The sequence below is a fragment of the Pseudomonas sp. NFACC13-1 genome, assembly GCF_900104425.1.
Classification (GTDB): domain Bacteria; phylum Pseudomonadota; class Gammaproteobacteria; order Pseudomonadales; family Pseudomonadaceae; genus Aquipseudomonas; species Aquipseudomonas fluorescens_AA.
Genome location: NZ_FMXV01000004.1, coordinates 137044 through 163123 on the forward strand (window position 1 = coordinate 137044; position 26080 = coordinate 163123).

The window sequence follows — 26080 nt, forward strand, 5'->3', positions numbered from 1 at the left end:
GATAGTGCCCAACGGGGATAAATCCCCTCGCCACAGGTCCCAGTGCTTGCCATGACACCATGGGATGGCCATCCGCCACGCCCCAGGCGGGCCATGACGGGACGTCGAGGATAGCGCATTTCGCCAAGCGCATTAACGGGGTGGCAGTTGCTGCAGGCGATCGAGAATGTCCAGCACCACCATCCGCGGCGGCCGCTCGTCGGTTTCCACCACCAGGTCGGCGATCTCCCGATACAGCGGATCACGCAGTTCCAGCAGGTCCCGCAGGGTCTTGGCGGGGTCGGCGGTGCGCAACAGCGGCCGGTTGCGATCCCGGGCGGTGCGGCCGACCTGCTGCTCGACAGAGGCGTGCAGATAGACCACTCGTCCGCCGGCATGCAGCGCACGACGATTGGCTTCGCGCATCACCGCGCCGCCGCCGGTGGCCAACACCACGCCCTCGAACGCGCACAGCTCGGCGATCATCGCCTGCTCACGGTCACGAAAGCCCGGCTCGCCTTCCTTGTCGAAGATCCATGGGATATTGGCACCCGTGCGCAATTCAATTTCCTTGTCGGAATCTTTGAACGGCAGGCGCAGCTCTTTGGCCAGCAAACGGCCGATGGTGCTTTTTCCAGCGCCCATCGGCCCAACAAGAATCAAATTTCGCACAGAATCAACGACTCACAGCAATCGCCTGGTTATTCATGATACGCGGAGTGAGGAACACCAGCAGCTCGGATTTTTTCTCCGAAACCACATCACGCCGGAAAAGGCGGCCAAGATACGGCACATCGCCAAGAAATGGCACCTTATCTATGACCTTGCTCTGAGTATTTGAGAAAACTCCGCCAATCACAATGGTCTCGCCATCATTGACCAGGACCTTGGCGTTGACTTCGTTTTTCTTGATCGGCGGCACTTCCTGCACCTTGTTCAGGTAGTCCGGCTCATCCTTGGTGACCTTGACCTCCATGATGATGCGGTTGTCCGGGGTGATCTGCGGGGTCACCTCCAGCGACAGCGAGGCCTCCTTGAACGACACCGAGGTGGCACCGCTGGAGCTGGCTTCCTGATAAGGAATCTCCGTGCCCTTGAGGATCTTTGCCGTCTCCTTGTCGGACGTCACCACCTTGGGCTGGGAGACGATTTCGCCGTTGCCGGTCTTCTCCATGGCCGTCAGCTCAAGGTCCAGCAAGACGTTGTCGGTGATGAACGCAATACCGATCCCCGACGTATTGCCCGAGGCACCCAGGTCGACGAACGGCTGGTTGGTACCGGTACTGCCCGGCGTGCCAATGGTGGTGGAGGTGCCGCTGGTCACCCCCGAGGAGTTCCAGTTGCCCTTGTTCTGGATCGACCCTCCCCAGCGCACGCCCAGGCTTTTGTCGTAGTCGACGTTGGCCTCGACAATCCGTGCCTCGATCATCACCTGGCGCACCGGAATATCCAGCTGCGCCACGATCCGGCGCAGTTCGTCGAGCCGGTCCTGGGTCTGGTAGGCGATGATGTTGTTGGTCCGCTCATCCACCGTGATCGTGCCGCGCTCGTCGGCTTTGGCCTCGGCACTGGTCACCGACTGGAACAGCTTGGCGATGTCCGCCGCCTTCGCATAGTTGACCTGCAACAGCTCACGCCGCAGCGGCGCCAGGTCGGCGATCTGCTTCTGCGACTCCAGCTCCTGGCGTTCGCGCGCGGCGATTTCATCGGCCGGGGCCACCAGCAGCACGTTACCGACCTTGCGCTTGTCCAGGCCCTTGGTCTTGAGCACCAGGTCCAGCGCCTGGTCCCAGGGCACATTCTGCAAGCGCAGGGTGATGCCGCCCTGCACCGTGTCGCTGGCCACCAGGTTCAGGTTGGTGAAATCGGCAATCAGTTGCAGGACCGAACGCACTTCGATGTCCTGGAAGTTGAGCGAGAGCTTCTCGCCGCTGTAGGCCGCGCGGTCGGCATTGCGTTTTTGCAGGTCGTCGACGGTCATGGGCCGGACGCTGACGGTGAGCTTGTTGTCGGTCTGGTAGGTCGAGTAGTCGAAGGTGCCACTGGGCTCGATGCTGATGGTCGCCCGGTCGCTGCCGGCGCTGGCATTGACGAATTGCACCGGGGTGGCGAAGTCCTTGACGTCCAGGCGCACCCGCAGCGGCTCGGGCAATTGGGTCCTGGCGAAATTGAGGATGATCTTGCCTTCGCGTTCCTGGATGTCCGGGGCGATGGAAGGATCGGACAAATCGATCACCACATTGCCTTCGCCCTGGGTCCCCCGCTGGAAATCCACCCCACGAATCGCCTTGCCCACCGGCGCACCGGCCCTCGCGGGCGCAGCGCTGGCCAGCGCCGGGCGCGGGGCCTGGGCGGCGTTCTTCGGAACATGACTCTTCGCAGCAGTGTTCTTCGCCGCGGCGCCCTTGCCAACCACCACGAACAGGCTATTGCCTTCGACCCGGGTGTCGTACGGCGCCAGCTGGGTCAGGCCGATGATCAACCGGGTGCGATCACCTGCCTCGACCACGGTGGCGCTGCGCGCATTGCCCCCGCCCAAGTCGCGGTGCTTGCTGGCCAATTGGTTGGTCACGCCTGGCAGGTCCAGGGCAATCCGGGCCGGTTGTTCGGTGGTGTAGCCCCGGGGGGGGGGCGGCGGCCCGTCGAAGGTGAGCTTCAACTCGACGCGGTCGCCCGGCAACGCCGCGACATCCAGCGTCTTCAGACTGGCCGCGTGAACCATCGGCGACAACAGCGCTATCCATAGCGAAATACCGAAGGCTGACAAAAACCTGTTCATTGTTGGGGTTCCACTATTGAGTGCTCTTTCAAAGGAATGGTCCGAGGTCGTTCCAGCCAGGCACCCTCGCCATCGGGGACGATTTCGATCACATCGACCTGGGTGGCGCCGATGGCGATGATTCGCCCGTCGTTGCGCCCCAGATAGTCACCGACCTTGAGCCGATGCACCCCGCCCGCGCCCCGCAGGAGCGCGAAGGAGCCACTGGCGTTGGAGATCGTACCGACCATTTCAAACTGCTCGATGTTGAAGCCTTCCAGGTATTGCTTGACCCGGTTGGGGTCGGGCCGCACGTTGTGCGAGCCGCGCTGCCGGTCGGCCTGGTCCACGCGGACCTGCCGGGAAAACGGGCTGCGCAGGTTCGCGGCGCTGTAGGTAAAGGTCTCGTAGGGCCTGAACGTCGGCGTCGGCTCGATCTTGCCCGGTGGACGCAGGCGCACTTCATTCATGTAAGCGTCCAGGTCGCCGAAACCGTTGTCGTCGTTGCAACCCGCCAGCGCGACCAGGCCCGCCAGCAGGCAGAGGCGACACACCAGCGGCCTCATGGCTGCGCCTCCTGCTCGTTGTAGCGGTAGGTCTTGGCCTGGATGCTCATGCGCAGCTTCGTGCCTGCCTCGGGCTCCATCGGGGCGATTTCGAAATCGTGCAGCGTGACGATCCGGGGCAGTCCGGCCACTCCACTGACGAATGTCGCCAGGTCGTGGTAGCCGCCGGTCACGGTGATCTGGATCGGCAGCTCGATGTAGAACGGTTGGGTGACTTCCGGCAGCAGCTTGATTTCCTCGAACTCCAGGCCACTGCCCAGGCCGGTGCGGGTAATGTCTTCCAGCAGGCCCGGCACCTCGGTGTCACTGGGCAATTGCCGCAACAGTACACCGAAAGACGTTTCCATCTGCTTCATCTGCTCGGTGTAGCGTTCCAGGTTCGCGGCCATGTGGGCCTTGCCCGCGAATTGTGCCTTGAGGGTATTTTCTTCCTCGCGCACCTGCTGCAACTGGTTTTCCAGGTCACTCAAGGCAAAGTTATAACCCAGCCCCAGCACCAGGGCCACCAGCAGGATGCCCGCCAGCCACTTGATGGGCGCTGGCCAGGAACCGATGTTGTTGGTGTCCAGGTCACTGACGTCGATCTTGCGCAGCGCGTCGAGCCATTCCCCCGGCCTCATTGGGCGTCCCCCTCATCGGCCGGCCGGGTCTGGCGAACCGTCAGCTGGAAAACGTTGGCCTGGTCGAGCTGACCGGCGGTGGTGGCCTTGACCTCCGTCAGGCTGGGCGCATCGAACAGGTCCGACGAGTCCAGGTTGCGCATCAGGTCCGAGACCCGGTTGTTCGATTCCGCGGCCCCTTTGATGAAGAGCGTCCGGTCCTCCATCTTCACTTCGGTGAAATACACCCCGTCCGGCAAAGTCCTCACCAACTGGTCGAAGATACGCCCGCTGACCGGTCGATTCCCTTGCAAGTCCTGGATGATGCGCATGCGCTCCAGCAATTGCTGGCGACGGGCTTTCAATTCGCTGATCTGCTTGATGCGCTCGTCCAACACGGCGATCTGCTCGGAGAGGTGGCTATTGCGGGCGACCTGGTGGTCGATGGCGCCGTCGATGTAGCGGATGGCGACCAGGACCACGCCGACCGCCCCGACCAGCGCCGCCACCAAGGCCAGCAGAAAGCGCTTGCGCCGCTCTTCGCGCAGCTCTTCGCGCCAGGGAAGCAGGTTGATCCGCGCCATCAGTCGAAACTCCTGAGGGCCAGCCCACAGGCAATCATCAGTGCCGGTGCGTCACTGGCCAGGGCACCGGCATTGACCTTGCTGCTCAGGGCCATGTTGGTAAACGGGTTGGCCACCTGGGTCGGCGTACCCAGGCGCTGTTCGATCAGCCGATCCAGGCCAGCGACCGAAGCCGTGCCCCCGGCCAGCAGGATGTGGTCCACCGCGCTGTACTGGCCCGAGGCGAAGAAGAATTGCAGGGACCGCGAGACCTGCTGCACCAGGGCCTCGCGGAAAGGCTGCAGCACCTCGCTGAGATAATCGTCCGGCAACCCACCCTGCTTCTTTGCCAGGCCGGCCTGCTCGGGTGTCAGGCCGTAGCGGCGCTGGATCTCCTCGGTCAACTGGCGACCGCCGAACAACTGTTCGCGGGTATAGATGATGCGTCCGTTGTGCAACACGCTGAGGGTGGTCATGGTGGCGCCGATGTCGATGACCGCTACCGTCAGCCGTTCCTGGGACGCGGCCAATTGCGTGGCGAGCAGGCCAAACGCCCGCTCCAGCGCATAAGCCTCCACATCGACCACCCGGGCCGTCAGCCCGGCGAGCGCCAACGCGGCCTCGCGAACCTCGACGTTTTCCTTGCGACAGGCGGCCAGCAGCACTTCGACGCGCTCGGCGCTGCGCGGCGAAACGCCCACCACCTCGAAATCGATGGCCACCTCATCCAGCGGATAGGGAATGTACTGATCGGCTTCGATCTTGAGCTGGTTCTCCATGTCGTCGTCGGACAGGCCCGCGTCCATCTCGATGATCTTGGTGATCACCGCCGAACCCGCCACGGCCACCGCCACGCTGCGCAACGGCGTCCTGGCCTTGGCCAACAGCCGCGACAACGCCTGGCCCACCCCTTCGAGCTCGGCGATGTTCTTCTCGATCACGGCGTTGGCCGGCAACGGTTCGACCGCGTAGGACTCGACGCGGTATCGCTCGCCCTGGCGACTCAACTCGAGCAGCTTCACCGACGTCGAACTGATGTCGATCCCCAGAAGCGCATGGGCTTTTTTATTGAAGAGTCGTAGCACTACCAATTCCCTATGACTATCCGTGAGTTACGGACTCTCTAATATGCATTGCGTTCAATCACGGCCGTCCGACGGACGTCCGGATGGCATTCCCGACGAAAAAAAATGCTTATAATGCCCAGCGTTTTTTTCGCTTTGTTGCAAGCTCGGGTTCTTCCCTGCACCTGGCGCCTTTTTCATTCTTTGCCTGGATATCCAAAAGCCTTGATTCGTCTGCTGAAATTCTTCGGATGGTCCATTGTCGCCGTTTTCTGCGGACTGCTCCTGGGCCTGAGCGGTGCCTTTCTTTACCTTAGTCCGGGATTGCCGTCCGTGGAGGCGCTGAGAAGTATTCAGTTGCAGATTCCTCTGCGGGTGTACAGCAGCGATAACAAGCTGATCGCCGAATTTGGCGAAATGCGCCGCACACCGATCCGTTTCGCCGACATTCCCCCCAATTTCATCAATGCGTTACTAAGTGCTGAAGACGATAACTTCGCCAACCACTATGGTGTCGATCCCGGCAGCCTGATGCGCGCCGCCAGCCAATTGGTCAAGAGCGGGCACATCCAGTCCGGCGGCAGCACCATCACCATGCAGGTGGCCAAGAACTTCTTCCTGACCAGCGAGCGCAGCTTCTCGCGCAAGACCACCGAGATCCTCCTGGCCCTGCAGATCGAGCGGCAGCTGACCAAGGATGAAATCCTCGAGCTGTACGTGAACAAGATTTACCTGGGCAACCGCGCCTATGGCATCGAGGCGGCGGCACAGGTGTATTACGGCAAGTCGATCCGCGACGTGAGCCTGGCGCAGATGGCGATGATCGCCGGCCTGCCCAAGGCACCGTCGCGCTTCAACCCGCTCGCCAACCCGGCGCGCAGCAAGGAGCGTCGCGACTGGATCCTGGGGCGCATGTACAAGCTCGGCAAGATCAGCGAGGCCGACTACACCACAGCGATCAATGAGCCGCTGAACGCCAGCTATCACGTGCCGACCCCGGAAGTGAACGCCCCGTACATCGCCGAAATGGCCCGCGCCGAGATGGTCGGGCGCTATGGCAGCGACGCCTACACCGAAGGTTTCCGCGTCACCACCACGGTGCCGAGCAACCTGCAGGAAATGGCCAACACCGCGCTGCACGAGGGCCTGATGACCTACGACCAGCGCCACGGCTACCGTGGCCCTGAATCGCGCCTGCCGGGCAAGACCAAGGAAGCCTGGGCCCTGGAGTTGACCAAGCAGCGCACCATCAGCAGCCTGGAGCCGGCGATCGTCACCTCGGTGGACAAGGACGGCATCAAGGTGCTGACCCGCAACGGCGAGCTGGAAGAACACGTGGCCTGGGACACCATGAAATGGGCCCGTCCGTTCCTCAATACCAACAGCATGGGCGCCGCCCCACGGCAGCCGTCAGATGTTGCCCAGGTCGGTGACCTGATCCGCGTCCAGCGCCAGGCGGACAACACGCTCAAGTTCAGCCAGATCCCGGCGGCCCAGGGCGCCCTGGTGTCCCTCGACCCGCAGGACGGCGCCATCCGCTCGCTGGTGGGAGGTTTCGCCTTCGAGCAAAGCAATTACAACCGTGCACTGCAGGCCAAGCGCCAGCCGGGCTCGAGCTTCAAGCCGTTCGTCTACAGCGCCGCCCTGGACAACGGCTACACCGCCGCCAGCCTGGTGAACGATGCGCCGATCGTGTTCGTCGATGAGTACCTGGACAAGGTCTGGCGGCCGAAGAACGACACCAATACGTTCCTCGGCCCGATTCGCCTGCGCGAGGCGCTGTACAAATCCCGCAACCTGGTATCGATCCGCCTGTTGCAGGCGCTGGGCGTGGATCGCACCATCGACTACATCAGCAAGTTCGGCTTCAACAAGCAGGACCTGCCGCGCAACCTGTCCCTGGCCCTGGGTACCGCGACCCTGACGCCGATGGAAATCGCCACGGGCTGGAGCACATTCGCCAACGGCGGCTACAAGATCACCCCGTACATCATCGACAAGATCGAAAGCCGCAACGGCGAGACATTGTTCGTTGCCAACCCGCCACGGGTCCCCACGGGCGAGCAGGCCAGCGACGGTCTTGCGGCCCCGGCCTCGGAGACGTTCACGGTCAATGCAACGCCGGGGGAAGCCGCGACCGCCCCGGCGGTACCGCAAGCGCCAGCCATTGCCGAGCGCATCATCGACGGCCGGACCACCTACATCCTCAACAGCATGTTGCAGGACGTGATCAAGCTTGGCACCGGTCGTCGCGCCCTGGCCCTGGGCCGTACCGACCTGGCGGGCAAGACCGGTACCACCAACGAATCCAAGGACGCCTGGTTCTCCGGCTACAACGCCGATTACGTGACCACGGTCTGGACCGGTTTCGACCAGCCCGAAAGCCTGGGTCGCCGTGAGTTCGGCGGCACCGTGGCGCTGCCGATCTGGATGACCTACATGGGCGCCGCCCTCAAGGACAAGCCGCCGCACACCCAGCCGGAACCGGAAGGCATTCTCAGCCTGCGGGTCGACCCGGTCAGCGGTCGCGCAGCCACGCCGGGCACCCCGGGTGCGTACTTCGAGCTGTTCAAGAGCGAAGACACGCCACCGTCGGTCAATGAGCTGGGCAACGGTGTCGCACCGGGCAGCCCGCTGCCAGCGGACGAAGCGGCGCCGATCGATCTGTTCTGACCGGTCTCATCCAAAAGCCCCGCCTTCGAAAGAAGTGCGGGGCTTTTGTTCTCAATGACACCAATACCCGTGGGAGCGAGCTTGCTCGCGATAGCGTCGGATCAGCTTGCATCGATGTTGAATGCCAGGCCGTCATCGCGAGCAAGCTCGCTCCCACAGGGGCTGTGGCGGCCAACAAAAAGCCCCGACTCTCAGGAGCCGGGGCTTTTTGTTGAAGCGCTACAACGGCTTAGCCGTTGAACACGTCATCCACGCTCTTGAGCGGGTAGTTCTTCGGGTACGGCAGGGTGGCCGCGCCCGTCTCGATGGCAGCCTTGGCCACGGCGTCGGAGATCAGGGTGATCAGGCGGGCGTCCATGGGTTTCGGGATGATGTATTCACGACCGAATTCCAGCTTGATGCCGCCGTAGGCGTCGCACACTTCCTGGGGCACCGGCAGCTTGGCCAGTTCGCGCAGGGCGTTGGCGGCCGCGACTTTCATCTCTTCGTTGATGCGCTTGGCGCGAACGTCCAGGGCACCGCGGAAGATGAACGGGAAGCCCAGTACGTTGTTGACCTGGTTCGGGTAGTCCGAACGGCCGGTGGCCATGATCACGTCGCTGCGAGTCGCGTGAGCCAGTTCCGGGGAGATTTCCGGGTCCGGGTTCGAGCAGGCGAACACGATCGGGTTCGGCGCCATGCGCAGCAGGTTTTCCGGGCTCAGCAGGTTCGGACCCGACAGGCCGACGAACACGTCGGCACCGTCCAGCGCGTCCGCCAGGGAGCGCTTGTCGGTCGCGTGGGCGAAGACAGCCTTGTACTGGTTCAGGTCGTCACGGCCGGAGTGGATCACGCCGGTACGGTCGACCATGAAGATGTTTTCGATCTTGGCGCCCATGCTCACCAGCAACTTCATGCAGGAGATGGCCGCGGCGCCAGCACCCAGGCAGACGATCTTGGCTTCCGGCAAGGTCTTGCCGGCGATTTCCAGGGCGTTGATCATGCCGGCCGCGGTGACGATGGCGGTGCCGTGCTGGTCATCGTGGAACACCGGGATGTCGCACTGTTCGATCAGGGCGCGCTCGATCTCGAAGCACTCAGGTGCCTTGATGTCTTCCAGGTTGATGCCACCAAAGGTGATGGAGATGCGCTTGACGGTGTCGATGAAGGCTTGCGGGCTCTCGGAATCGACTTCGATGTCGAATACGTCGATACCGGCGAAGCGCTTGAACAGTACGCCCTTGCCTTCCATGACGGGCTTGGAAGCCAATGGGCCGAGGTTACCCAGGCCGAGAATCGCGGTGCCATCGGAAATGACTGCAACCAGGTTGCCTTTACCGGTGTATTTGTAGGCCAGTTCAGGGTCGCGAGCGATTTCGCGGACTGGTTCGGCTACGCCGGGGCTGTAGGCCAGCGACAAGTCGCGAGCAGTAGCGGTGGCCTTGGTGAGCTCGACACTCAGCTTTCCTGGACGAGGATGCGCGTGATATTCGAGAGCGGCAGTTTTCAGATCAGACATGTGGGCATTCCGCTTTTTTACTGTGTTGGACAGACGGACCGCCGAGGATACGCGCCTCGCAAAGTCCCTACAAGACTGACCAGTCACCACTGTCAAGCGCCCTACTCTACGACTTTGGACCAAGAGCCGCGAAACACAAGGGCTATATGCATACAATCAGGCCGAATAATGTCTACAATTATTTTCCTACAGGACTGCTTCCAACATGGCCGGATCGGTCAGCGGCAGCATCCATCGCGCCTGGCCAGCCTTGTTCCCGCCACGCCGGGCGCGGTCGACGATCCAGCCCCGGGCCTCGATTTTCCGCCCCTTGAGCCGCTCCAGGGCCGAAGCGTCGAAGCGTCTCTGCAACCCCGGCGCAATGTGCAGGACAACCGGCCCCTGCAATTCAATCCAGATGCCACCGCGATTGCGCCGCACGTTTTCCACCCGCCCGCTCATCAGCACGAAACCCGGGGCATCGATCTGTTCCGCCCGGACGACAGGGGATTTCTTCCAGAGGCCTGCCCCGGCTTGCCGCGCATGACGCTCAGCCACTTGCTGGCAACTGACCAGGTCGACGTTCGGCGCGACCGCCACCAGAAACCCCAGCCCCTCGGCAATCAACCGCTCCTCGAGGTTCTCGCCCCGGGCGTTGTAGACGTGGGCCAGGGTACGACCGTAATCATCGCGGTCGTCCTTGCCAGGCAATACGCCCACCCGGCCATCGTTGGCGGCCACCAGGGCTTCGAGTCGCTGGCGCGCCGCCACGGCGAAGGGTTCGTCGGCGCGGCCGCGCTTGCCCAGCTCGGGGCTGTTGAGACCGATCATCCGAATGCGGCGCCCATCCTCCAGGTACAAGGTGTCGCCGTCCACCACGCGCTGCACCGCCACCTGGGGCAGGCTGCCCGGCGAAGGACAGGCCCCCTGGGCACCACCGAGCCAAATCGCAGACACAAAAAAGGCGCCCGCAAGGGACGCCTTCTTCATCAATCTGGAGCAGTCGAGACGACCATCCAAAATGATCAGCCTCAGGCTTTTGGAGTAACTTTGCCGAAAGCACCGAAACGATCGGCGAACTTCTGAACGCGGCCGCCGGTATCCAGAGTCTTTTGCTTACCGGTGTAGAACGGGTGGCATTCGTTGCAAACGTCGATCGCCAGGGCTTTGCCGTAGGTCGAACGCGTTTCGAACTTGTTGCCGCAGCTGCAGGTTACGGCAATTTCTGGGTATTCCGGATGGATATCGGTTTTCATGCTGTTTCCTCAGGCTAGCGTGCCGCCACCCAACACTATTGTTGAATACCGCACGTAATTAGGCCGCGGATTCTACCAGACATCGTCATTCGCGCAAGCTATGACTTGTACCAACCGTCTGCTAGGCTCGCGCCCTCAAGCACAATCCTGTGGGAGCGAGCTTGCTCGCGATAGCGGTGGGTCAGTGGCGGTGATGTTGACTGTGCCGCCGCCTTCGCGAGCAAGCTCGCTCCCACATTGAATCGCGCTCAGCCTTGCGAACTTGTCCGCTTATCGAGATCCCCGCGTGCCCAACGCCATCCTGCGCCTCGCCCTGCCCTCGCCCCTGCGCCGCCTGTTCGACTACCGCGCCCCCGCCGGAGTCCTGCGCGCCCAGTTGCAGCCGGGCATGCGCCTGCGGGTGCCGTTCGGCCGGCGAGAAATGATCGGCATCCTGGTGGAGGTCACCGATCACAGCGAGGTCCCGGTCGACAAGCTCAAACCAGCCCTGGCCCTGCTCGATGCCACGCCGCCGCTGCCCGCCGCGCTGTTCAAGTTGTGCCTGTGGACGTCCCAGTATTACCAGCACAGCCTCGGCGACACCCTGAGCTGGGCGCTGCCGGTGCTGCTGCGCCAGGGCGAGCTGGCCGAGGCGCGCCAGGAACGGTTCTGGTCGGTGGCCCCGGGGGCCTCGCTGGACGATCCGCGCATCGCCCGCGCGCCGCGCCAGCGCGAGGCCCTGGCGACCCTCGCCCAACACCCCCATGGCGTGGCCCACCAACTGCTGAGCAAACTGATGCTCAGCAAGGACAGCCTCGACCTGTTGCTGGCCAAGGACCTGGTCCGGGTGGAGATCCGCCGGCACGCCCCCGGCGCCCGCCACGAACATTGGCTGGCCCAGCCGGAACTGCCGCTCAACGCCGAACAGCGCGCCGCTTGCGAAGCGATTCGCGCAGGTTTCGACAGTTACCACGCCTTTCTGCTGGCGGGCGTCACCGGCAGCGGCAAGACCGAGGTCTACCTGCAACTGATCCGCCAGACCCTGGAGGCCGGCAAGCAGGCCCTGGTGCTGATTCCGGAAATCAACCTCGGCCCCCAGACCCTGGCGCGTTTCGAGCAACGCTTCAATGCACGGATCGCCCTGGTGCACTCGGCAGTCAACGACCGCGAACGCCTGGAAGCCTGGCTCGCCGCCCGCGACGGCGAGGCCGATATCATCATCGGCACCCGCTCGGCCCTGTTCACGCCGATGAAAAACCCCGGGCTGATCATCATCGACGAAGAACACGACGGCTCTTATAAACAGCAGGAAGGCCTGCGCTATCACGCCCGCGACCTGGCGCTGGTGCGCGCCCGCCAGGAAAACATCCCGATCGTCCTCGGCTCGGCCACGCCCTCGCTGGAAAGCCTGCACAACGCCTACACCGGCCGCTACGGCCTGCTGCGCCTCAACGAACGGGCCGGCGGCGCCAAGCAACCGCGGTTCCTGCGCCTGGACGTGAAAAGTCGTCCACTGGACAGCGGTATTTCCGGGCCGATGCAACAAGCCATCGGCCAGACCCTGGCCGCCGGGCAACAGGTCCTGGTGTTCCTCAATCGCCGCGGTTTTGCCCCGACCCTGCTGTGCCACGACTGCGGCTGGATGTCTGGCTGCGAACGTTGCGATGCGCGGATGACCGTGCATCAACGCCATGGCGAGCTGCGTTGCCACCATTGCGGCCACGTCGAACGCGTGCCAAGGCATTGCCCGCAGTGCGGCAAAGTGGACTTGCGCCCGGTCGGCGCCGGCACCGAACGCGCCGAGGAACGGCTGGGCATCCTGTTTCCGGACTACCCGGTCTTGCGGGTGGATCGCGACAGCACCTCGCGCAAGGACGCGATGAACCAGCTGTTCGCGACGATCCAGAAGGGCCAGCCGTGCATATTGGTGGGCACGCAGATGCTCGCCAAGGGGCATCACTTCCCGCGGGTCACGCTGGTGTCGATCCTCGATGCCGATGGCGGACTGTTCTCCGGCGACTTCCGCGCCAGCGAGCGCATGGCGCAGCTGATCGTCCAGGTCGCAGGCCGGGCCGGACGGGCCGAGGAGCCGGGCAAAGTGATTATCCAGACGCACCTGGCCGATCACCCGCTGTTGATCCAACTGACCGAGCAGGGTTATTTCGCCTTCGCCGAACAGGCCCTGAGCGAACGCCGCAGCGCCGGCCTGCCGCCCTTTTCCCACCTGGCGCTGCTGCGGGCCGAAGCCCACAAGCCGGGGCAGGCCGAAGGCTTCCTCGATGAGGCCTGTAGCGAGGCGGAGCGTTTGCTGGCAGAGCAGAACCTCACCGGGATCGAACTATTGGGTCCGGTCCCGGCTCCGATGGAACGGCGGGCCGGGCGCTATCGCGCGCAGCTTTTATTGCAGGCCAACGCCCGGGCGCCGCTGCATCGACTGCTCAGTGCCTGGCTGCTGGCGCTGGAACAGATGCCCAGCGGACGGGCGGTGCGCTGGTCGCTGGATGTGGATCCGGTGGATTTGTATTGAATGGACCGCAAGCCTGCCCCTGTGGGATCGCATACATCCAGGCCAGCAAGAATAGTCACCACACATCCCCAACCGACCCGCTACAGTTGGCAAGCTCGTCCGGGCCACGGATAATGCCCAGTTTTTCCACCAGCGCATCGAAGCGCCGCCGCGCCTGCGGTTGAAAGAGAAGACCATGAAAGACACCATTCGCCAGCTCATCCAGCAAGCCATCGCCCAACTCGTCGCTGAAGGTGTGCTGCCAGAAGGCCTGTCGCCGGCGATTCAGGTCGAGAACACCCGCGACAAGACCCACGGCGACTTCGCCAGCAACATCGCGATGATGCTCGCCAAGCCGGCCGGCATGAAACCTCGCGACCTGGCGGAAAAAATCATCGCCGCGCTGCCGGCCGACGAAAACGTCAGCAAGGCTGACATCGCCGGCCCCGGGTTCATCAATTTCTTCCAGAACACCCAGGCCCTGGCTTCGCGCCTGGATGCGGCCCTGGCCGACGAACGCATCGGCGTGCGCAAGGCCGGCCCGCTGCAGCGCACCGTGGTCGACCTCTCGGCCCCCAACCTCGCCAAGGAAATGCACGTCGGCCACCTGCGCTCGACCATCATCGGCGACGGCGTGGCCCGGGTCCTGGAGTTTCTTGGCGACACCGTGATCCGCCAGAACCACGTTGGCGACTGGGGCACCCAGTTCGGCATGCTGATGGCCTACCTGCAGGAAAACCCGATTACCAGCGACGAACTGGCGGACCTGGAGAATTTCTACCGCGCCGCCAAGCAACGCTTCGACGAATCGCCCGAGTTCGCCGACCGTGCCCGTGGCCTGGTGGTCAAGCTGCAGGCCGGCGATGCCGAGTGCCTGGCGCTGTGGAGCAAGTTCAAGGACATCTCCCTGTCCCACTGCCAGAAAATCTACGAGCTGCTGAACGTCAAACTGACCATGGCCGACGTGATGGGCGAAAGCGCCTACAACGACGACCTGGTCAACGTGGTCAACGACCTCAGGGCCAAGGGCCTGCTGGTGGAAAGCAACGGCGCCCAGTGCGTGTTCCTCGACCAGTTCAAGACCGCCGACGGCGAGCCGCTGCCGGTGATCATCGTCAAGGCCGACGGTGGCTACCTCTACGCCACCACCGACCTGGCGGCCGTGCGCTACCGCAACAGCGTGCTCAAGGCCGATCGAGTGCTGTATTTCGTCGACCAGCGCCAGGCCCTGCACTTCCAGCAAGTGTTCGAAGTGGCGCGCCTGGCCGGCTTCGTGACCCGTCCGATGGAAATGGAACACATGGGCTTCGGCACCATGAACGGCGCCGACGGCCGCCCGTTCAAGACCCGCGATGGCGGCACGGTGAAGCTGATCGACCTGCTGACCGAAGCCCAGGACCGCGCCTACACCCTGGTCAAGGGCAAGAACCCGGACCTGGCCGAGGACGAATTGCGCAAGATCGCCAAGGTGGTGGGCATCGACGCGGTGAAATACGCCGACCTCTCCAAGCACCGCACCAGCGACTACAGCTTCAACTTCGACCTGATGCTCAACTTCGAAGGCAATACCGCGCCGTACCTGCTGTACGCCTACACCCGCGTGGCGGGGGTGTTCCGCAAGCTCGGCAAGGGCTTTAACGAAGTGGACGGCCAGATTGTGCTCGAGGCCCCTCTGGAACAGGAACTGGCGGCGAAGCTGGCGCAGTTCGGCGAGGTCCTGAACAACGTCGCCGACAAGGGCACGCCGCACACCCTGTGCGCCTACCTGTACGATGTGGCCGGCCTGTTCTCCAGCTTCTACGAGAACTGCCCGATCCTCAATGCGCAAACCCCGGAGCAAATGCAGAGCCGCCTGCGCCTCGCCGCGCTGACCGGGCGCACGCTCAAGCAAGGCCTGGAATTGCTGGGCCTGGAAACCCTGGAGCGCATGTAAGTTGGCCGCCAAGAAAAAACCTGCACCCAAGCGCGGCGCCAGTCGTTACCAGCCTCCAGCCAAAAAACCGATTCCAGGTTGGTTGTGGATGGCCATCGGCCTGACCGTCGGCGCGTTCATTGTGTTCTTGATGAAGCTGGAGCCGGGCCAGGGCGATGACGTCAAGCGCGTCCGGCAGGAGCAGCAGAAAGCCACCCGCATCGCCGAGGCCAACAAGACCCCGCCGAGCCCGACACAACCGGTGAAGCCGAAGTACGACTTCTACACGTTGCTGCCGGAATCGGAAGTCATCGTGCCGCCCGATGCCGTGCCGGAGAAAACCCTGCCGACGCCGCAAGTGCCCACCACACCGGTGACCCCGGCCGAAGCGGCGAAGATCGACACCGCTCGCGCCCAGGCGGCCCTGGCCGGCATCACGCCGCCACCCGCCCCTCCGGTACAGAAAGCCGCGCCGGTGACGAAGTTCTTCCTGCAGGCCGGTTCGTTCCGCAAGGAAGCCGACGCCGACAAGGTCCGCGCGCAGATCATTCTGCTGGGCCAATCCGTGTCCGTGGAATCCGGGACGGTGAAGGACGAAACCTGGTACCGGGTATTGGTCGGCCCGTTCAGCAACCGCGAGGAACTGACCAAGGCCCAGAAACAATTGGCGGGCAGTGGTTTCAGCAACCTGTTGTTACAACAACGCCAGAGCCGCTGATTTCCACCGATAACGCCTGTGGCTATGGCTTTTGTGGCGAGGGAGCTTGCTCCCGCTGGGCCCGTAGGAGCTGTCGAGCGGAGCGAGGCTGCGATCTTTCCCCAGACAATTGAGTCTCAAGCGAAAGATCAAAAGATCGCAGCCTCGCTCCGCTCGACAGCTCCTACGTGACTCGCACCGCTCGTCCCCTCCCCCACCCCGCAGTTGAAAAACCCCACGCCACCCCCATATGAGTTCCATCCGGGCATTTTCGCCCCGCTGCGTGGAGACTCTCCCTTGACCACCATCGTTTCAGTCCGCCGTCATGGCAAAGTCGTCATGGGCGGCGACGGCCAGGTTTCACTGGGCAACACCGTGATGAAAGGCAATGCGAAGAAAGTGCGCCGCCTGTATCACGGCGAGGTCATCGCCGGGTTCGCCGGCGCCACCGCCGATGCTTTCACCCTGTTCGAACGATTCGAAGGCCAGCTTGAAAAACACCAGGGCCATCTGGTCCGCGCCGCCGTGGAGCTGGCCAAGGAATGGCGGACCGACCGCTCCCTGAGCCGCCTCGAGGCCATGCTCGCGGTCGCCAACAAGGACGCTTCGCTGATCATCACCGGCAACGGCGACGTCGTTGAGCCCGAGGATGGCTTGATCGCCATGGGTTCCGGCGGTGCCTACGCCCAGGCCGCGGCCAGCGCCCTGCTGAAAAAAACCGACCTGTCAGCCCGTGAGATCGTCGAGACTGCCTTGGGCATCGCCGGCGACATCTGCGTCTTCACCAACCACACCCAGACCATTGAGGAGCAGGACCTCGCCGAATAAGCCTGCCACCTGCGCACCGGCTCATTCTTGCTTGAGGACCGCCAATTATTATGTCCATGACTCCCCGCGAAATCGTCCACGAACTCAACCGCCACATCATCGGCCAGGACGATGCCAAGCGCGCCGTCGCCATCGCCCTGCGTAACCGCTGGCGCCGGATGCAACTGCCCGAAGAGCTGCGCGTCGAAGTGACCCCCAAGAACATCCTGATGATCGGCCCGACCGGTGTCGGCAAGACCGAAATCGCCCGGCGCCTGGCCAAGCTCGCCAATGCACCGTTCATCAAGGTCGAAGCCACCAAGTTCACCGAAGTCGGCTATGTCGGCCGCGACGTCGAGTCGATCATCCGTGACCTGGCCGATGCCGCCATCAAGCTGCTGCGCGAACAGGAAATCACCAAGGTCCGCCACCGCGCCGAAGACGCCGCCGAAGAGCGCATCCTCGACGCCCTGCTGCCGCCGGCGCGCATGGGCTTCAACGCCGACGCCGCCGCGACCCAGGACTCCAACACCCGCCAGCTGTTCCGCAAGCGCCTGCGCGAGGGCCAGTTGGACGACAAGGAAATCGAGATCGAAGTGGCCGAGATGGCCGGCGTCGACATTTCCGCGCCGCCGGGCATGGAAGAAATGACCAACCAGTTGCAGAGCCTGTTCGCCAACATGGGCAAGGGCAAGAAGAAAAGCCGCAAGCTCAAGGTCAAGGAAGCGCTGAAGCTGGTGCGCGACGAAGAAGCCGGCCGCCTGGTCAACGAAGAAGAATTGAAGGCCAAGGCCCTGGAAGCGGTCGAGCAGCATGGCATCGTGTTCATCGACGAAATCGACAAGGTCGCCAAGCGCGGCAATGTCGGCGGTGCCGATGTGTCCCGCGAAGGTGTACAACGCGACCTGCTGCCGCTGATCGAGGGCTGCACGGTCAACACCAAGCTGGGCATGGTCAAGACCGACCACATCCTGTTCATCGCCTCCGGCGCGTTCCACCTGAGCAAACCGAGCGACCTGGTGCCGGAGCTGCAAGGCCGCCTGCCGATCCGCGTCGAACTCAAGGCGCTGACGCCGGAAGACTTCGAGCGCATCCTGAGCGAGCCCCATGCGTCCCTGACCGAACAGTACTGCGCGCTGCTCAAGACCGAAGGCCTGAGCATCGAGTTCACGCCAGAAGGCATCAAGCGCCTGGCCCAGATCGCCTGGCAGGTCAACGAGAAGACCGAGAACATCGGTGCCCGTCGCCTGCACACGCTGCTCGAACGCTTGCTCGAGGAAGTGTCGTTCAGCGCCGGCGACCTGGCCAGCGCCCACAACGAAGCGCCGATCCTCATCGACGCCGAGTACGTCAACAGCCACCTGGGTGAATTGGCGCAGAACGAAGACCTGTCGCGGTATATCCTGTAACCCACCGACAAATTTCCCGGTACCTGTGGGAGCGAGCTTGCTCGCGATGGCGGCATGACATTCAACCCGTGTGTTGACTGTCAACTCCTCATCGCGAGCAAGCTCGCTCCCACATGGGCCGTGTCGTTTTTGCAGATCAAGGCATCCTTCAGAGACGGATCACAGGCCATGACCAAACTCCCCACCGCCATCAACCTGCACAAAGCCTCCAAGACCCTGACGCTCAAATACGCACCGGACGAGGAGTACCACCTGCCCGCCGAATTCCTGCGGGTGCACTCGCCTTCCGCCGAGGTCCAGGGCCATGGCAAACCCATCCTGCAACACGGCAAGCTCAACGTTGCCCTGACCAAGGTCGAACCGGCCGGCCAGTACGCACTGAAACTGACCTTCGACGACGGCCACGACAGCGGATTGTTCACCTGGGACTATCTCTACCAGTTGGCGGTGCGCCAGCAAGACCTGTGGAACGATTATCTTGGCGAACTCAAGGCCGCCGGAAAAACCCGCGATCCGAACGCGTCCGTCGTCAAGCTGATGCTCTAGCTCAAGGGCTGGCGCTTTAGGGCGATTTTTCTAGACTCATCTGCTTGAATGCCCGCGCAGCAACGTCAATGACTGGCCTGCTTGCGAAAAAAATTAAACTCGGGTAACCAATGGAGCTGGCAAGTTCCCTGCAAAGGAACCGGCGAGTTCCTGGCATACGTTTCCTCATTGGCCCTCGATGCGGAATTAATGGTCACCCGAGCAGCGTACCTGGTATCGGATGTGTGGCTTCATGGCACCAACCGGGTACTCGTCTGAAGGACAATGGAGCGTCGTAGATGAGCAACAAGAACAACGATGACCTGAAGTACCAGGCCTCGGAAAACACCCTGGGGTTGAATCCCGTCGTCGGCTTGCGCAGGAAAGACCTGCTGGCCTCTGCCCGCATGGTGCTGAAGCAAGCCATCAGGCAACCGCTGCACAGCGTCAAGCATGTCGCCCATTTCAGCGTCGAACTCAAGAATGTCCTGTTCGGCAAATCCGAACTGCAACCGGCCGGCGACGACCGTCGCTTCGCCGACCCGGCGTGGAGCCAGAACCCGCTCTACAAACGCTACCTGCAAACCTACCTGGCGTGGCGCAAGGAGCTGCACGCCTGGATCGACGACAGCAGCCTCTCGCCCGCGGACATCAGCCGCGGGCATTTCGTGATCAACCTGATGACCGAAGCCATGGCCCCGACCAATTCGGCGGCCAACCCGGCGGCGGTCAAGCGCTTCTTCGAAACCGGCGGCAAGAGCCTGCTGGACGGCCTGTCCCACCTGGCCAAGGACCTGGTGCACAACGGCGGAATGCCGAGCCAGGTGAACATGGGCGCGTTCGAGGTCGGCAAGAGCCTGGGCGTGACCGAAGGCGCCGTGGTGTTTCGCAACGACGTGCTGGAGCTGATCCAGTACCGGCCTATCACCGAGCAGGTCCACGAGCGACCGCTGCTGGTGGTACCGCCACAGATCAACAAGTTCTACGTGTTCGACCTGAGCCCGGACAAGAGCCTGGCGCGCTTCTGCCTGCGCAGCAACGTGCAGACCTTCATCGTCAGCTGGCGCAACCCCACCAAGGAGCAGCGCGAGTGGGGCCTGTCGACCTACATCGAGGCGCTCAAGGAAGCGGTGGACGTGGTCACGGCCATCACCGGCAGCAAGGACGTGAACATGCTCGGCGCCTGCTCGGGCGGCATCACCTGCACCGCACTGCTGGGCCATTACGCCGCCCTCGGCGAAAAAAAGGTCAACGCCCTGACCTTGCTGGTGAGCGTGCTCGACACCACCCTGGACACCGACGTGGCACTGTTCGTCGACGAACAGACTCTGGAAGCGGCCAAGCGCCACTCCTACCAGGCCGGCGTACTCGAAGGCCGCGACATGGCCAAGGTCTTCGCCTGGATGCGCCCCAACGACCTGATCTGGAACTACTGGGTCAACAATTACCTGTTGGGCAACGAACCGCCCGTGTTCGACATCCTTTTCTGGAACAACGACACCACGCGGCTGCCGGCGGCGTTCCACGGTGACCTCATCGAAATGTTCAAGAACAATCCACTGATCCGCCCCAACGCACTGGAAGTGTGCGGCACCCCCATCGATCTCAAGCAGGTCACCGCCGACATCTACTCCCTGGCCGGCACCAACGACCACATCACGCCGTGGAAGTCCTGCTACAAGTCGGCGCAGTTGTTTGGCGGCAAGGTGGAGTTCGTGCTGTCGAGCAGCGGCCATATCCAGAGCATCCTCAATCCCCCAGGCAACCCCAAGTCGCGCTACATGACCAGTGATGACATGCCGGCCAAGGCCGAAGACTGGCAGGAGAATTCAACCAAGCACACCGACTCCTGGTGGCTGCACTGGCAAGCCTGGCAGGCCGAGCGCTCGGGCAAACTGAAAAAAGCCCCTACCGTGTTGGGCAACAAGGCCTACCCGGCCGGTGAAGCGGCGCCCGGCACCTATGTGCATGAGCGGTAAGGGATGCAACTCGTCTGCTGCGGGGTGGGCTTGCTCACGAATACATCCCGCCAGCCGACACTGAATGCAAGGCCCACAGCGCTGGCGAACATAAAATCCATGTTCACAGCAGATCCCCCTGTGGGAGCGAGCTTGCTCGCTCCCACAGGGGATCGGGGAAAAATGAAAGACAGCGACCCAACCCACAGGGCTTGAAGCATGCCGCAACCGTACATCTTCCGTACCGTCGATCTGGATGGCCAGACCTTGCGCACCGCGGTACGTCCCGGCAAGCCTCACTTGACGCCCTTGCTGATTTTCAACGGCATCGGCGCCAACCTCGAGCTGGTGTTTCCGTTCATCCAGGCCCTGGACCCGGACCTGGAAGTCATCGCCTTTGACGTGCCCGGCGTTGGCGGTTCATCGACGCCCAACCGGCCGTATCGCTTTCCGGGCCTGGCCAAGCTCACCGCGCGGATGCTCGATTACCTCGACTACGGGCAGGTCAACGTGATCGGCGTGTCCTGGGGGGGCGCCCTGGCCCAGCAGTTTGCCTATGACTACCCGGAGCGCTGCAAGAAGCTGGTGCTGGCGGCCACGGCTGCCGGGGCGGTGATGGTGCCGGGCAAACCGAAGGTGTTGTGGATGATGGCCAGCCCCCGGCGCTACGTTCAGCCTTCCCATGTGATGCGTATCGCACCGCTGATCTATGGCGGTTCGTTCCGTCGTGACCCGAGCCTGGCGGCCAGCCACGCGGCCAAGGTTCGTTCGGCGGGCAAGCTCGGTTATTACTGGCAACTGTTCGCCGGCCTCGGCTGGACCAGCATCCATTGGCTGCACAAGATCCACCAGCCCACGCTGGTGCTGGCCGGCGATGACGACCCGCTGATTCCCCTGATCAACATGCGCATGCTGGCCTGGCGCATCCCCAACGCCCAATTGCACATCATCGATGACGGCCATCTGTTCCTGATCACCCGGGCCGAGGCGGTGGCGCCGATCATCATGAAGTTTTTGGAGGAAGAACGTCAGCGTGCCGTGATGCATCCGCATCCCTCGCCGCTGGGCGGCGGCTGAAACCCGCCCATTAGCGCCTGGCAGGACGCCTGATCGCGCAACGACCCGAAACAGCGACTATGTTGTCTGGTTCGGTGTGTTTGTTTTTAGCCTGATGACGAAGGAGTTGACTCATGCGCGACAAACCGGCGAAGGGCTCCATGCCCGCCCCTGCCAGTTTCATCAACGCACAAAGTGCGGTCACCGGCCTGCGCGGCAGGGACCTGCTGTCCACTTTGCGCAGTGTGGCCACACACGGCTTGCGCAACCCGATGCACAGCGCCCGGCATGCGTTGAAACTGGGCGGTCAATTGGGCCGTGTGTTGCTGGGCGAAACCCTGCACCCCACCAACCCCAACGACCCGCGCTTCGCCGACCCCACCTGGCAGCTCAATCCGTTCTATCGCCGCAGCCTGCAGGCTTACCTGAGCTGGCAAAAACAGGTCAAGAGCTGGATTGACGAAAGCGACATGAACGAGGATGACCGCGCCCGCGCCCACTTCGCCTTCGCCCTGCTCAACGACGCCGTATCGCCCTCCAATACCTTGCTCAACCCACTGGCGGTCAAGGAGCTGTTCAACTCCGGCGGCGCCAGCCTGGTTCGAGGCATCAGCCACCTGGTGGACGACCTGCTGCACAACGACGGCTTGCCGCGCCAAACCACGCCCCATGCCTTTGAAGTCGGCAAGACCCTGGCGACCACACCCGGCGCGGTGGTGTTTCGCAACGAATTGCTCGAACTGATCCAGTACCGGCCCATGAGCGAAAAGCAGTACGCCAAGCCATTGCTGATCGTGCCGCCTCAGATCAACAAGTTCTACATTTTCGACCTCAGCCCCTCCAACAGCTTCGTCCAGTACGCCCTGAAAAATGGTTTGCAGGTGTTCATCATCAGCTGGCGCAACCCTGACGTACGCCACCGCGAATGGGGCCTTTCCAGCTATGTCGAGGCCACGGAAGAGGCCATGAACGTCTGCAGGGCGATCACGGGCGCCCGTGAGGTCAACCTGATGGGCGCCTGTGCCGGTGGCATGACCATCGCCGCCCTGCAAGGCCATCTGCAAGCCAAGCGCCAGTTGCGCCGAGTCGCCAGCGCCACCTACCTGGTGAGCCTGCTGGACAGCCAGATCGACAGCCCGGCCACGCTGTTCATCGACGAGCAGACCCTTGAGGCCGCCAAGCGCCGCTCCTACCAGAAGGGCGTTCTCGATGGTCGCGACATGGCCCGGGTGTTCGCCTGGATGCGTCCAAACGACCTGATCTGGACCTACTTCATCAACAACTACCTGCTGGGCAAAGAGCCGCCGGCTTTCGACATTCTCTACTGGAACAACGACTGCACCCGGCTGCCGGCGGCTTACCACGGCGATCTGTTGGATTTCTTCAAGCACAACCCACTGACCCACCCCGGCGGCCTGGAAGTGTGCGGCACGCCCATCGACCTGCAGAAAGTGACGGTGGACAGCTTCAGCGTGGCCGGCATCAACGATCACATCACGCCCTGGGACGCCGTCTATCGCTCGACGCTGTTGCTCGGTGGCGACAAACGCTTCGTGCTTTCCAACAGTGGCCATGTCCAGAGCATTCTCAACCCGCCGGGCAATCCCAAGGCCAACTACATCGAAAGCGCAAAAATGAGCAGCGACCCACGGGCCTGGTACTACGACGCCGCCCACGTCGAAGGGAGTTGGTGGACGCAATGGCTGGGCTGGATCCAGGAACGCTCCGGTGCCCAGCACGAAACCCAGATGACCTTGGGCAACGCGAACTACCCACCTCTGGACGCCGCCCCCGGCACCTATGTTCGCGTGCGCTGAAGCCCCTAGCCCACGGCCAGGCGATTGGCCGTGGCACGACTCGATCATTAAGAAGACCGGATGAAAACCCGCGACCGCATCCTTGAATGTGCCCTGCAATTATTCAACGAAAAGGGCGAACCGAACGTATCCACGATGGAGATTGCCAACGAAATGGGCATCAGCCCAGGCAACCTCTACTACCACTTCCATGGCAAGGAACCGCTGATCCTCGGGTTGTTCGAGCGCTTCCAGAGCGAACTGGCACCGCTGTTGGACCCACCGGCGGATGCGCAGTTGGCGCCGGAAGACTACTGGCTGTTCCTGCACTTGATCGTCGAGCGCCTGGCCCAGTACCGGTTTCTGTTCCAGGACCTGTCGAACCTGGCCGGGCGCCTGCCGAAGCTGGCCAAGGGCATCCGTCAATTGCTCAACGCCCTGAAACGAACCCTCGCCTCACTGCTGGCGCAGCTCAAGGCCCAGGATCTGCTGGTCAGCGATACCCAGGCCCTGGGGCAACTGGTGGAGCAGATCACCATGACGTTGCTGTTCTCCCTGGACTACCAGCGGATCCTGGACCGCGAGGGCGAGGTTCGTCTGGTGGTCTACCAGATCATGATGCTGGTGGCGCCGCACCTGCCGCCCGCGACCAAGGTGGCGACGGAGCGGCTGGCGTTGCGGTACCTGGAAGAGCATGACTGACGACCAGCAGTGGAAGATCCATTGTGGGAGCTAGCTTTGTGGGAGCAAAGCTTGCTCGCGATCCAGGCGCTGCGGTCCTCAAGAGACCGCAGCGTTTTCATCGCGGGCAAGCCTTGCTCCCACAAAGCTCGCTGCCACAGGATGACCTGCGTACAAACAAAAACGCCCGACCTTCACAGGCCGGGCGTTTTTGCATGTCCCGCAGAATCAGGACTGGGTGGAAGGCGTCGTTGGCGCCGCCGTTGGTGCTGGAGTGGCGACCGGAGTCGGAGCGGCGGCGGAGTTCGTCGTGCTCGCCGGGGTTGCCGGTTTGGCGGCCGCGGTTGGCGCCTTGGGCGCGGCGGCTTTTGGCGCGGCCGGTTTTTTCACGGCGGGCTTTTTCGCCGCAGCGGGTTTGGCCGCCGCTTTTGCCGCAGGCTTGGCTGCAGGCTTAGCCGCTGGCTTGGCCGCTGCGGGTTTAGCTGCAGCAGTCTTGGTCGCTGGCTTAGCTGCCGGTTTGGCGGCGGGCTTGGCGGCCGCTTTCGCCGCTACCGGTTTGGCCGCAGCCTTGGCAGCAGGTTTGGCCGCAGCGGTTTTAGCCGCGGGTTTGGCCGCTGCTTTCGCCGCTGGTTTTGCCGCAGCCTTGACCAGTGGTTTGGCTGCCGTTTTAGCGGCCGGTTTGGCCGCCGCTGTCTTGGTCGCCACGGGTGCGACTTTGGCGCCGGTGAGTTTTTCGATCTGCTTGGTCAGGGTGTCGACCTTGCTGTGCAGCGCCTTGACTTCATTACGGCTCGGCACGCCCAGGCGCGAGATCGCGCTGTTCAGGCGCTTGTCGAAAGCCCCTTCCAGTTCGTCCCATTTACCCAGTGCCCGATCCTTCACGCCGCCGATGCGCGACTTGGCGGACTCGGCAGAGTCCTTGGCGGCTTCGACTTGTTTGCCGACTGCCGTCTTGGTGAGTTTTTCGGCCTTTTCGCCGTCCTTAACCAGGGACTCGAAGAGCTTGCTGCCGTCAGTGTCGATCTTCGAGTACACGCCTAAACCAGCAAGCCAGATTTTGCGGGAATATTTTTCAATCTTCCCGGCCCACGAGCTGCCCTCTTTTTCTGTGATTTTTTTGCCAGCCATCCCGTTCTCCTTAATGTTTACGCGCGACACGTTCGAGCAATGCTGTCAGCTCATCGAGCTTAGCAGAGAGTGTCTCAACGTCATGTTTAGACGGAATGCCGATACGATTCAAGGCACTTGCAACACGCGCATCGAATACCTTCTCGACTTTATCGAGTTGTACTTCAACCCGGGCCTTGAAAGTATTGACGTCACTCTTGGCTTCAATCAATTCGCTGTTGGCCGCTTCAAGTTTCCCGGCAATTTTCTTTTTGCCTTTGGTTTCAATAACTTCACCAGCCTTAACCAACTCCTGGAAGTACCCGCTGCCTTCCTGGCCGACCTTCGTGTAGGCGCCCAGGCCAGCCAGCCAGATCTTGCGCGCGTACGTTTTCACGTCGCTGAGCGTGGAAGATTCAACGTCGGTTTTTTTCTTCAGAACAACTTTGGCCATGGTGCACCTCACTCGAAAAAAGGTTTGAGGAACTGCCCGCACATGGACGGGCTCAGGCACAAAGTAGTGACAATAATTAGAAACGGCACCCTAACAACTGACACAAAACCTGAGGGCGATGACTATCCATTGTGGGAGCGAGCCTGCTCGCGATTGCGGCGGACCAGCAACATTGATGTTGAATGACACGCCGCTATCGCGAGCAGGCTCGCTCCCACAGGTGGATTGGTGGTGAACTTGAGTTTGTTCCACCCCATC

General features: G+C 62.6%; 22 protein-coding genes. 11 read left to right on the forward strand and 11 right to left on the reverse strand.

Translation table 11 applies throughout. The annotated features are described in order from the left end of the window. Nucleotides 1–132: 132 nt before the first annotated feature. From aroK to BLQ55_RS07335, 6 genes are read right to left on the reverse strand one after another with little or no spacing between them, the layout of a single operon-like run. Nucleotides 133–651: a shikimate kinase AroK gene (gene aroK / locus BLQ55_RS07310; protein WP_060739556.1), complete on the reverse strand. Its 519-nt coding sequence runs from the start codon at nucleotides 649–651 to the stop codon at nucleotides 133–135. A gap of 4 nt (nucleotides 652–655) precedes the next feature. Next, nucleotides 656–2758: a type IV pilus secretin PilQ gene (gene pilQ / locus BLQ55_RS07315; RefSeq protein ID WP_092253145.1), complete on the reverse strand. Its 2103-nt coding sequence runs from the start codon at nucleotides 2756–2758 to the stop codon at nucleotides 656–658. Beyond that, the gene (locus BLQ55_RS07320) at nucleotides 2755–3303 is read right to left on the reverse strand and encodes a pilus assembly protein PilP (RefSeq protein WP_092253148.1); all 549 of its coding nucleotides are present in this window, start codon (nucleotides 3301–3303) and stop codon (nucleotides 2755–2757) included. Before BLQ55_RS07320 ends, pilQ begins: the two co-directional genes overlap by 4 nt. After that, complete coding sequence (pilO, locus tag BLQ55_RS07325) at nucleotides 3300–3923, reverse strand: type 4a pilus biogenesis protein PilO (RefSeq protein ID WP_092203338.1); 624 nt, start codon at nucleotides 3921–3923, stop codon at nucleotides 3300–3302. The genes BLQ55_RS07320 and pilO overlap by 4 nt, the downstream gene beginning before the upstream one ends. Next, complete coding sequence (locus tag BLQ55_RS07330; protein WP_092203336.1) at nucleotides 3920–4486, reverse strand: PilN domain-containing protein; 567 nt, start codon at nucleotides 4484–4486, stop codon at nucleotides 3920–3922. The genes pilO and BLQ55_RS07330 overlap by 4 nt, the downstream gene beginning before the upstream one ends. Continuing rightward, nucleotides 4486–5550 (reverse strand): pilus assembly protein PilM, encoded by a 1065-nt coding sequence (locus tag BLQ55_RS07335; protein ID WP_092203334.1) that lies wholly within the window; start codon nucleotides 5548–5550, stop codon nucleotides 4486–4488. Before BLQ55_RS07335 ends, BLQ55_RS07330 begins: the two co-directional genes overlap by 1 nt. Before the next feature lie 207 nt (nucleotides 5551–5757). Here BLQ55_RS07335 and BLQ55_RS07340 point away from each other — a divergent pair, with 207 nt between their 5' ends. Then, nucleotides 5758–8202, forward strand: coding sequence for a penicillin-binding protein 1A (locus tag BLQ55_RS07340; protein WP_170847617.1), 2445 nt, complete (start codon nucleotides 5758–5760; stop codon nucleotides 8200–8202). Between the two features lie 229 nt (nucleotides 8203–8431). Here the strand turns inward: BLQ55_RS07340 and BLQ55_RS07345 are convergent, their stop codons facing one another. From BLQ55_RS07345 to rpmE, 3 genes are all read right to left on the reverse strand, one after another. Then, on the reverse strand, nucleotides 8432–9700 hold the full coding sequence (locus BLQ55_RS07345; RefSeq protein WP_092253150.1) for a malic enzyme-like NAD(P)-binding protein: 1269 nt from the start codon (nucleotides 9698–9700) through the stop codon (nucleotides 8432–8434). Nucleotides 9701–9886: 186 nt separating this feature from the next. After that, the gene (locus BLQ55_RS07350) at nucleotides 9887–10669 is read right to left on the reverse strand and encodes a thermonuclease family protein (RefSeq protein WP_092253152.1); all 783 of its coding nucleotides are present in this window, start codon (nucleotides 10667–10669) and stop codon (nucleotides 9887–9889) included. A gap of 41 nt (nucleotides 10670–10710) precedes the next feature. After that, nucleotides 10711–10935, reverse strand: coding sequence for a 50S ribosomal protein L31 (gene rpmE / locus BLQ55_RS07355; RefSeq protein ID WP_053117645.1), 225 nt, complete (start codon nucleotides 10933–10935; stop codon nucleotides 10711–10713). Between the two features lie 286 nt (nucleotides 10936–11221). On the opposite strand from rpmE, the gene BLQ55_RS07360 reads away from it, so the two are divergent. The 10 genes from BLQ55_RS07360 to BLQ55_RS07405 all read left to right on the forward strand — a co-directional run bounded on the left by BLQ55_RS07360 (nucleotide 11222) and on the right by BLQ55_RS07405 (nucleotide 24282). Further along, nucleotides 11222–13441: a primosomal protein N' gene (locus tag BLQ55_RS07360; RefSeq protein ID WP_092203328.1), complete on the forward strand. Its 2220-nt coding sequence runs from the start codon at nucleotides 11222–11224 to the stop codon at nucleotides 13439–13441. Nucleotides 13442–13616: 175 nt separating this feature from the next. After that, nucleotides 13617–15353 (forward strand): arginine--tRNA ligase, encoded by a 1737-nt coding sequence (argS, locus tag BLQ55_RS07365; protein WP_092203326.1) that lies wholly within the window; start codon nucleotides 13617–13619, stop codon nucleotides 15351–15353. Between the two features lies 1 nt (nucleotide 15354). Next, nucleotides 15355–16050 carry an SPOR domain-containing protein gene (locus BLQ55_RS07370; protein WP_003196959.1) on the forward strand — a complete coding sequence of 232 codons (696 nt, stop codon included), beginning with the start codon at nucleotides 15355–15357 and terminating at the stop codon, nucleotides 16048–16050. Nucleotides 16051–16326: 276 nt separating this feature from the next. Next, nucleotides 16327–16857 carry an ATP-dependent protease subunit HslV gene (gene hslV / locus BLQ55_RS07375; protein WP_003196958.1) on the forward strand — a complete coding sequence of 177 codons (531 nt, stop codon included), beginning with the start codon at nucleotides 16327–16329 and terminating at the stop codon, nucleotides 16855–16857. Nucleotides 16858–16907: 50 nt separating this feature from the next. Continuing rightward, nucleotides 16908–18245, forward strand: a complete 1338-nt coding sequence (gene hslU / locus BLQ55_RS07380; RefSeq protein ID WP_053117636.1) for an ATP-dependent protease ATPase subunit HslU — start codon at nucleotides 16908–16910, stop codon at nucleotides 18243–18245. 168 nt (nucleotides 18246–18413) lie between these two features. Further along, nucleotides 18414–18791 (forward strand): gamma-butyrobetaine hydroxylase family protein, encoded by a 378-nt coding sequence (locus tag BLQ55_RS07385; protein WP_092253154.1) that lies wholly within the window; start codon nucleotides 18414–18416, stop codon nucleotides 18789–18791. 278 nt (nucleotides 18792–19069) lie between these two features. Next, nucleotides 19070–20749 (forward strand): class II poly(R)-hydroxyalkanoic acid synthase, encoded by a 1680-nt coding sequence (phaC, locus tag BLQ55_RS07390; RefSeq protein ID WP_092203320.1) that lies wholly within the window; start codon nucleotides 19070–19072, stop codon nucleotides 20747–20749. Between the two features lie 198 nt (nucleotides 20750–20947). Further along, entirely contained in the window at nucleotides 20948–21805 is an 858-nt protein-coding gene (phaZ, locus tag BLQ55_RS07395; RefSeq protein ID WP_003186648.1) for a poly(3-hydroxyalkanoate) depolymerase, read from the forward strand. 113 nt (nucleotides 21806–21918) lie between these two features. After that, nucleotides 21919–23601 (forward strand): class II poly(R)-hydroxyalkanoic acid synthase, encoded by a 1683-nt coding sequence (gene phaC, locus BLQ55_RS07400; RefSeq protein WP_092203318.1) that lies wholly within the window; start codon nucleotides 21919–21921, stop codon nucleotides 23599–23601. Between the two features lie 60 nt (nucleotides 23602–23661). Continuing rightward, a complete protein-coding gene (locus tag BLQ55_RS07405) occupies nucleotides 23662–24282 on the forward strand; it encodes a TetR/AcrR family transcriptional regulator (RefSeq protein ID WP_092253156.1) in 621 nt (206 codons plus the stop codon). Nucleotides 24283–24489: 207 nt separating this feature from the next. On the opposite strand, the gene BLQ55_RS07410 is transcribed toward BLQ55_RS07405, so the two are convergent. Both BLQ55_RS07410 and BLQ55_RS07415 read right to left on the reverse strand, forming a co-directional pair. Beyond that, nucleotides 24490–25389, reverse strand: a complete 900-nt coding sequence (locus BLQ55_RS07410; RefSeq protein WP_092253158.1) for a phasin family protein — start codon at nucleotides 25387–25389, stop codon at nucleotides 24490–24492. Nucleotides 25390–25399: 10 nt separating this feature from the next. Next, on the reverse strand, nucleotides 25400–25822 hold the full coding sequence (locus BLQ55_RS07415; protein ID WP_092253159.1) for a phasin family protein: 423 nt from the start codon (nucleotides 25820–25822) through the stop codon (nucleotides 25400–25402). Between the last annotated feature and the right edge of the window lie 258 nt (nucleotides 25823–26080).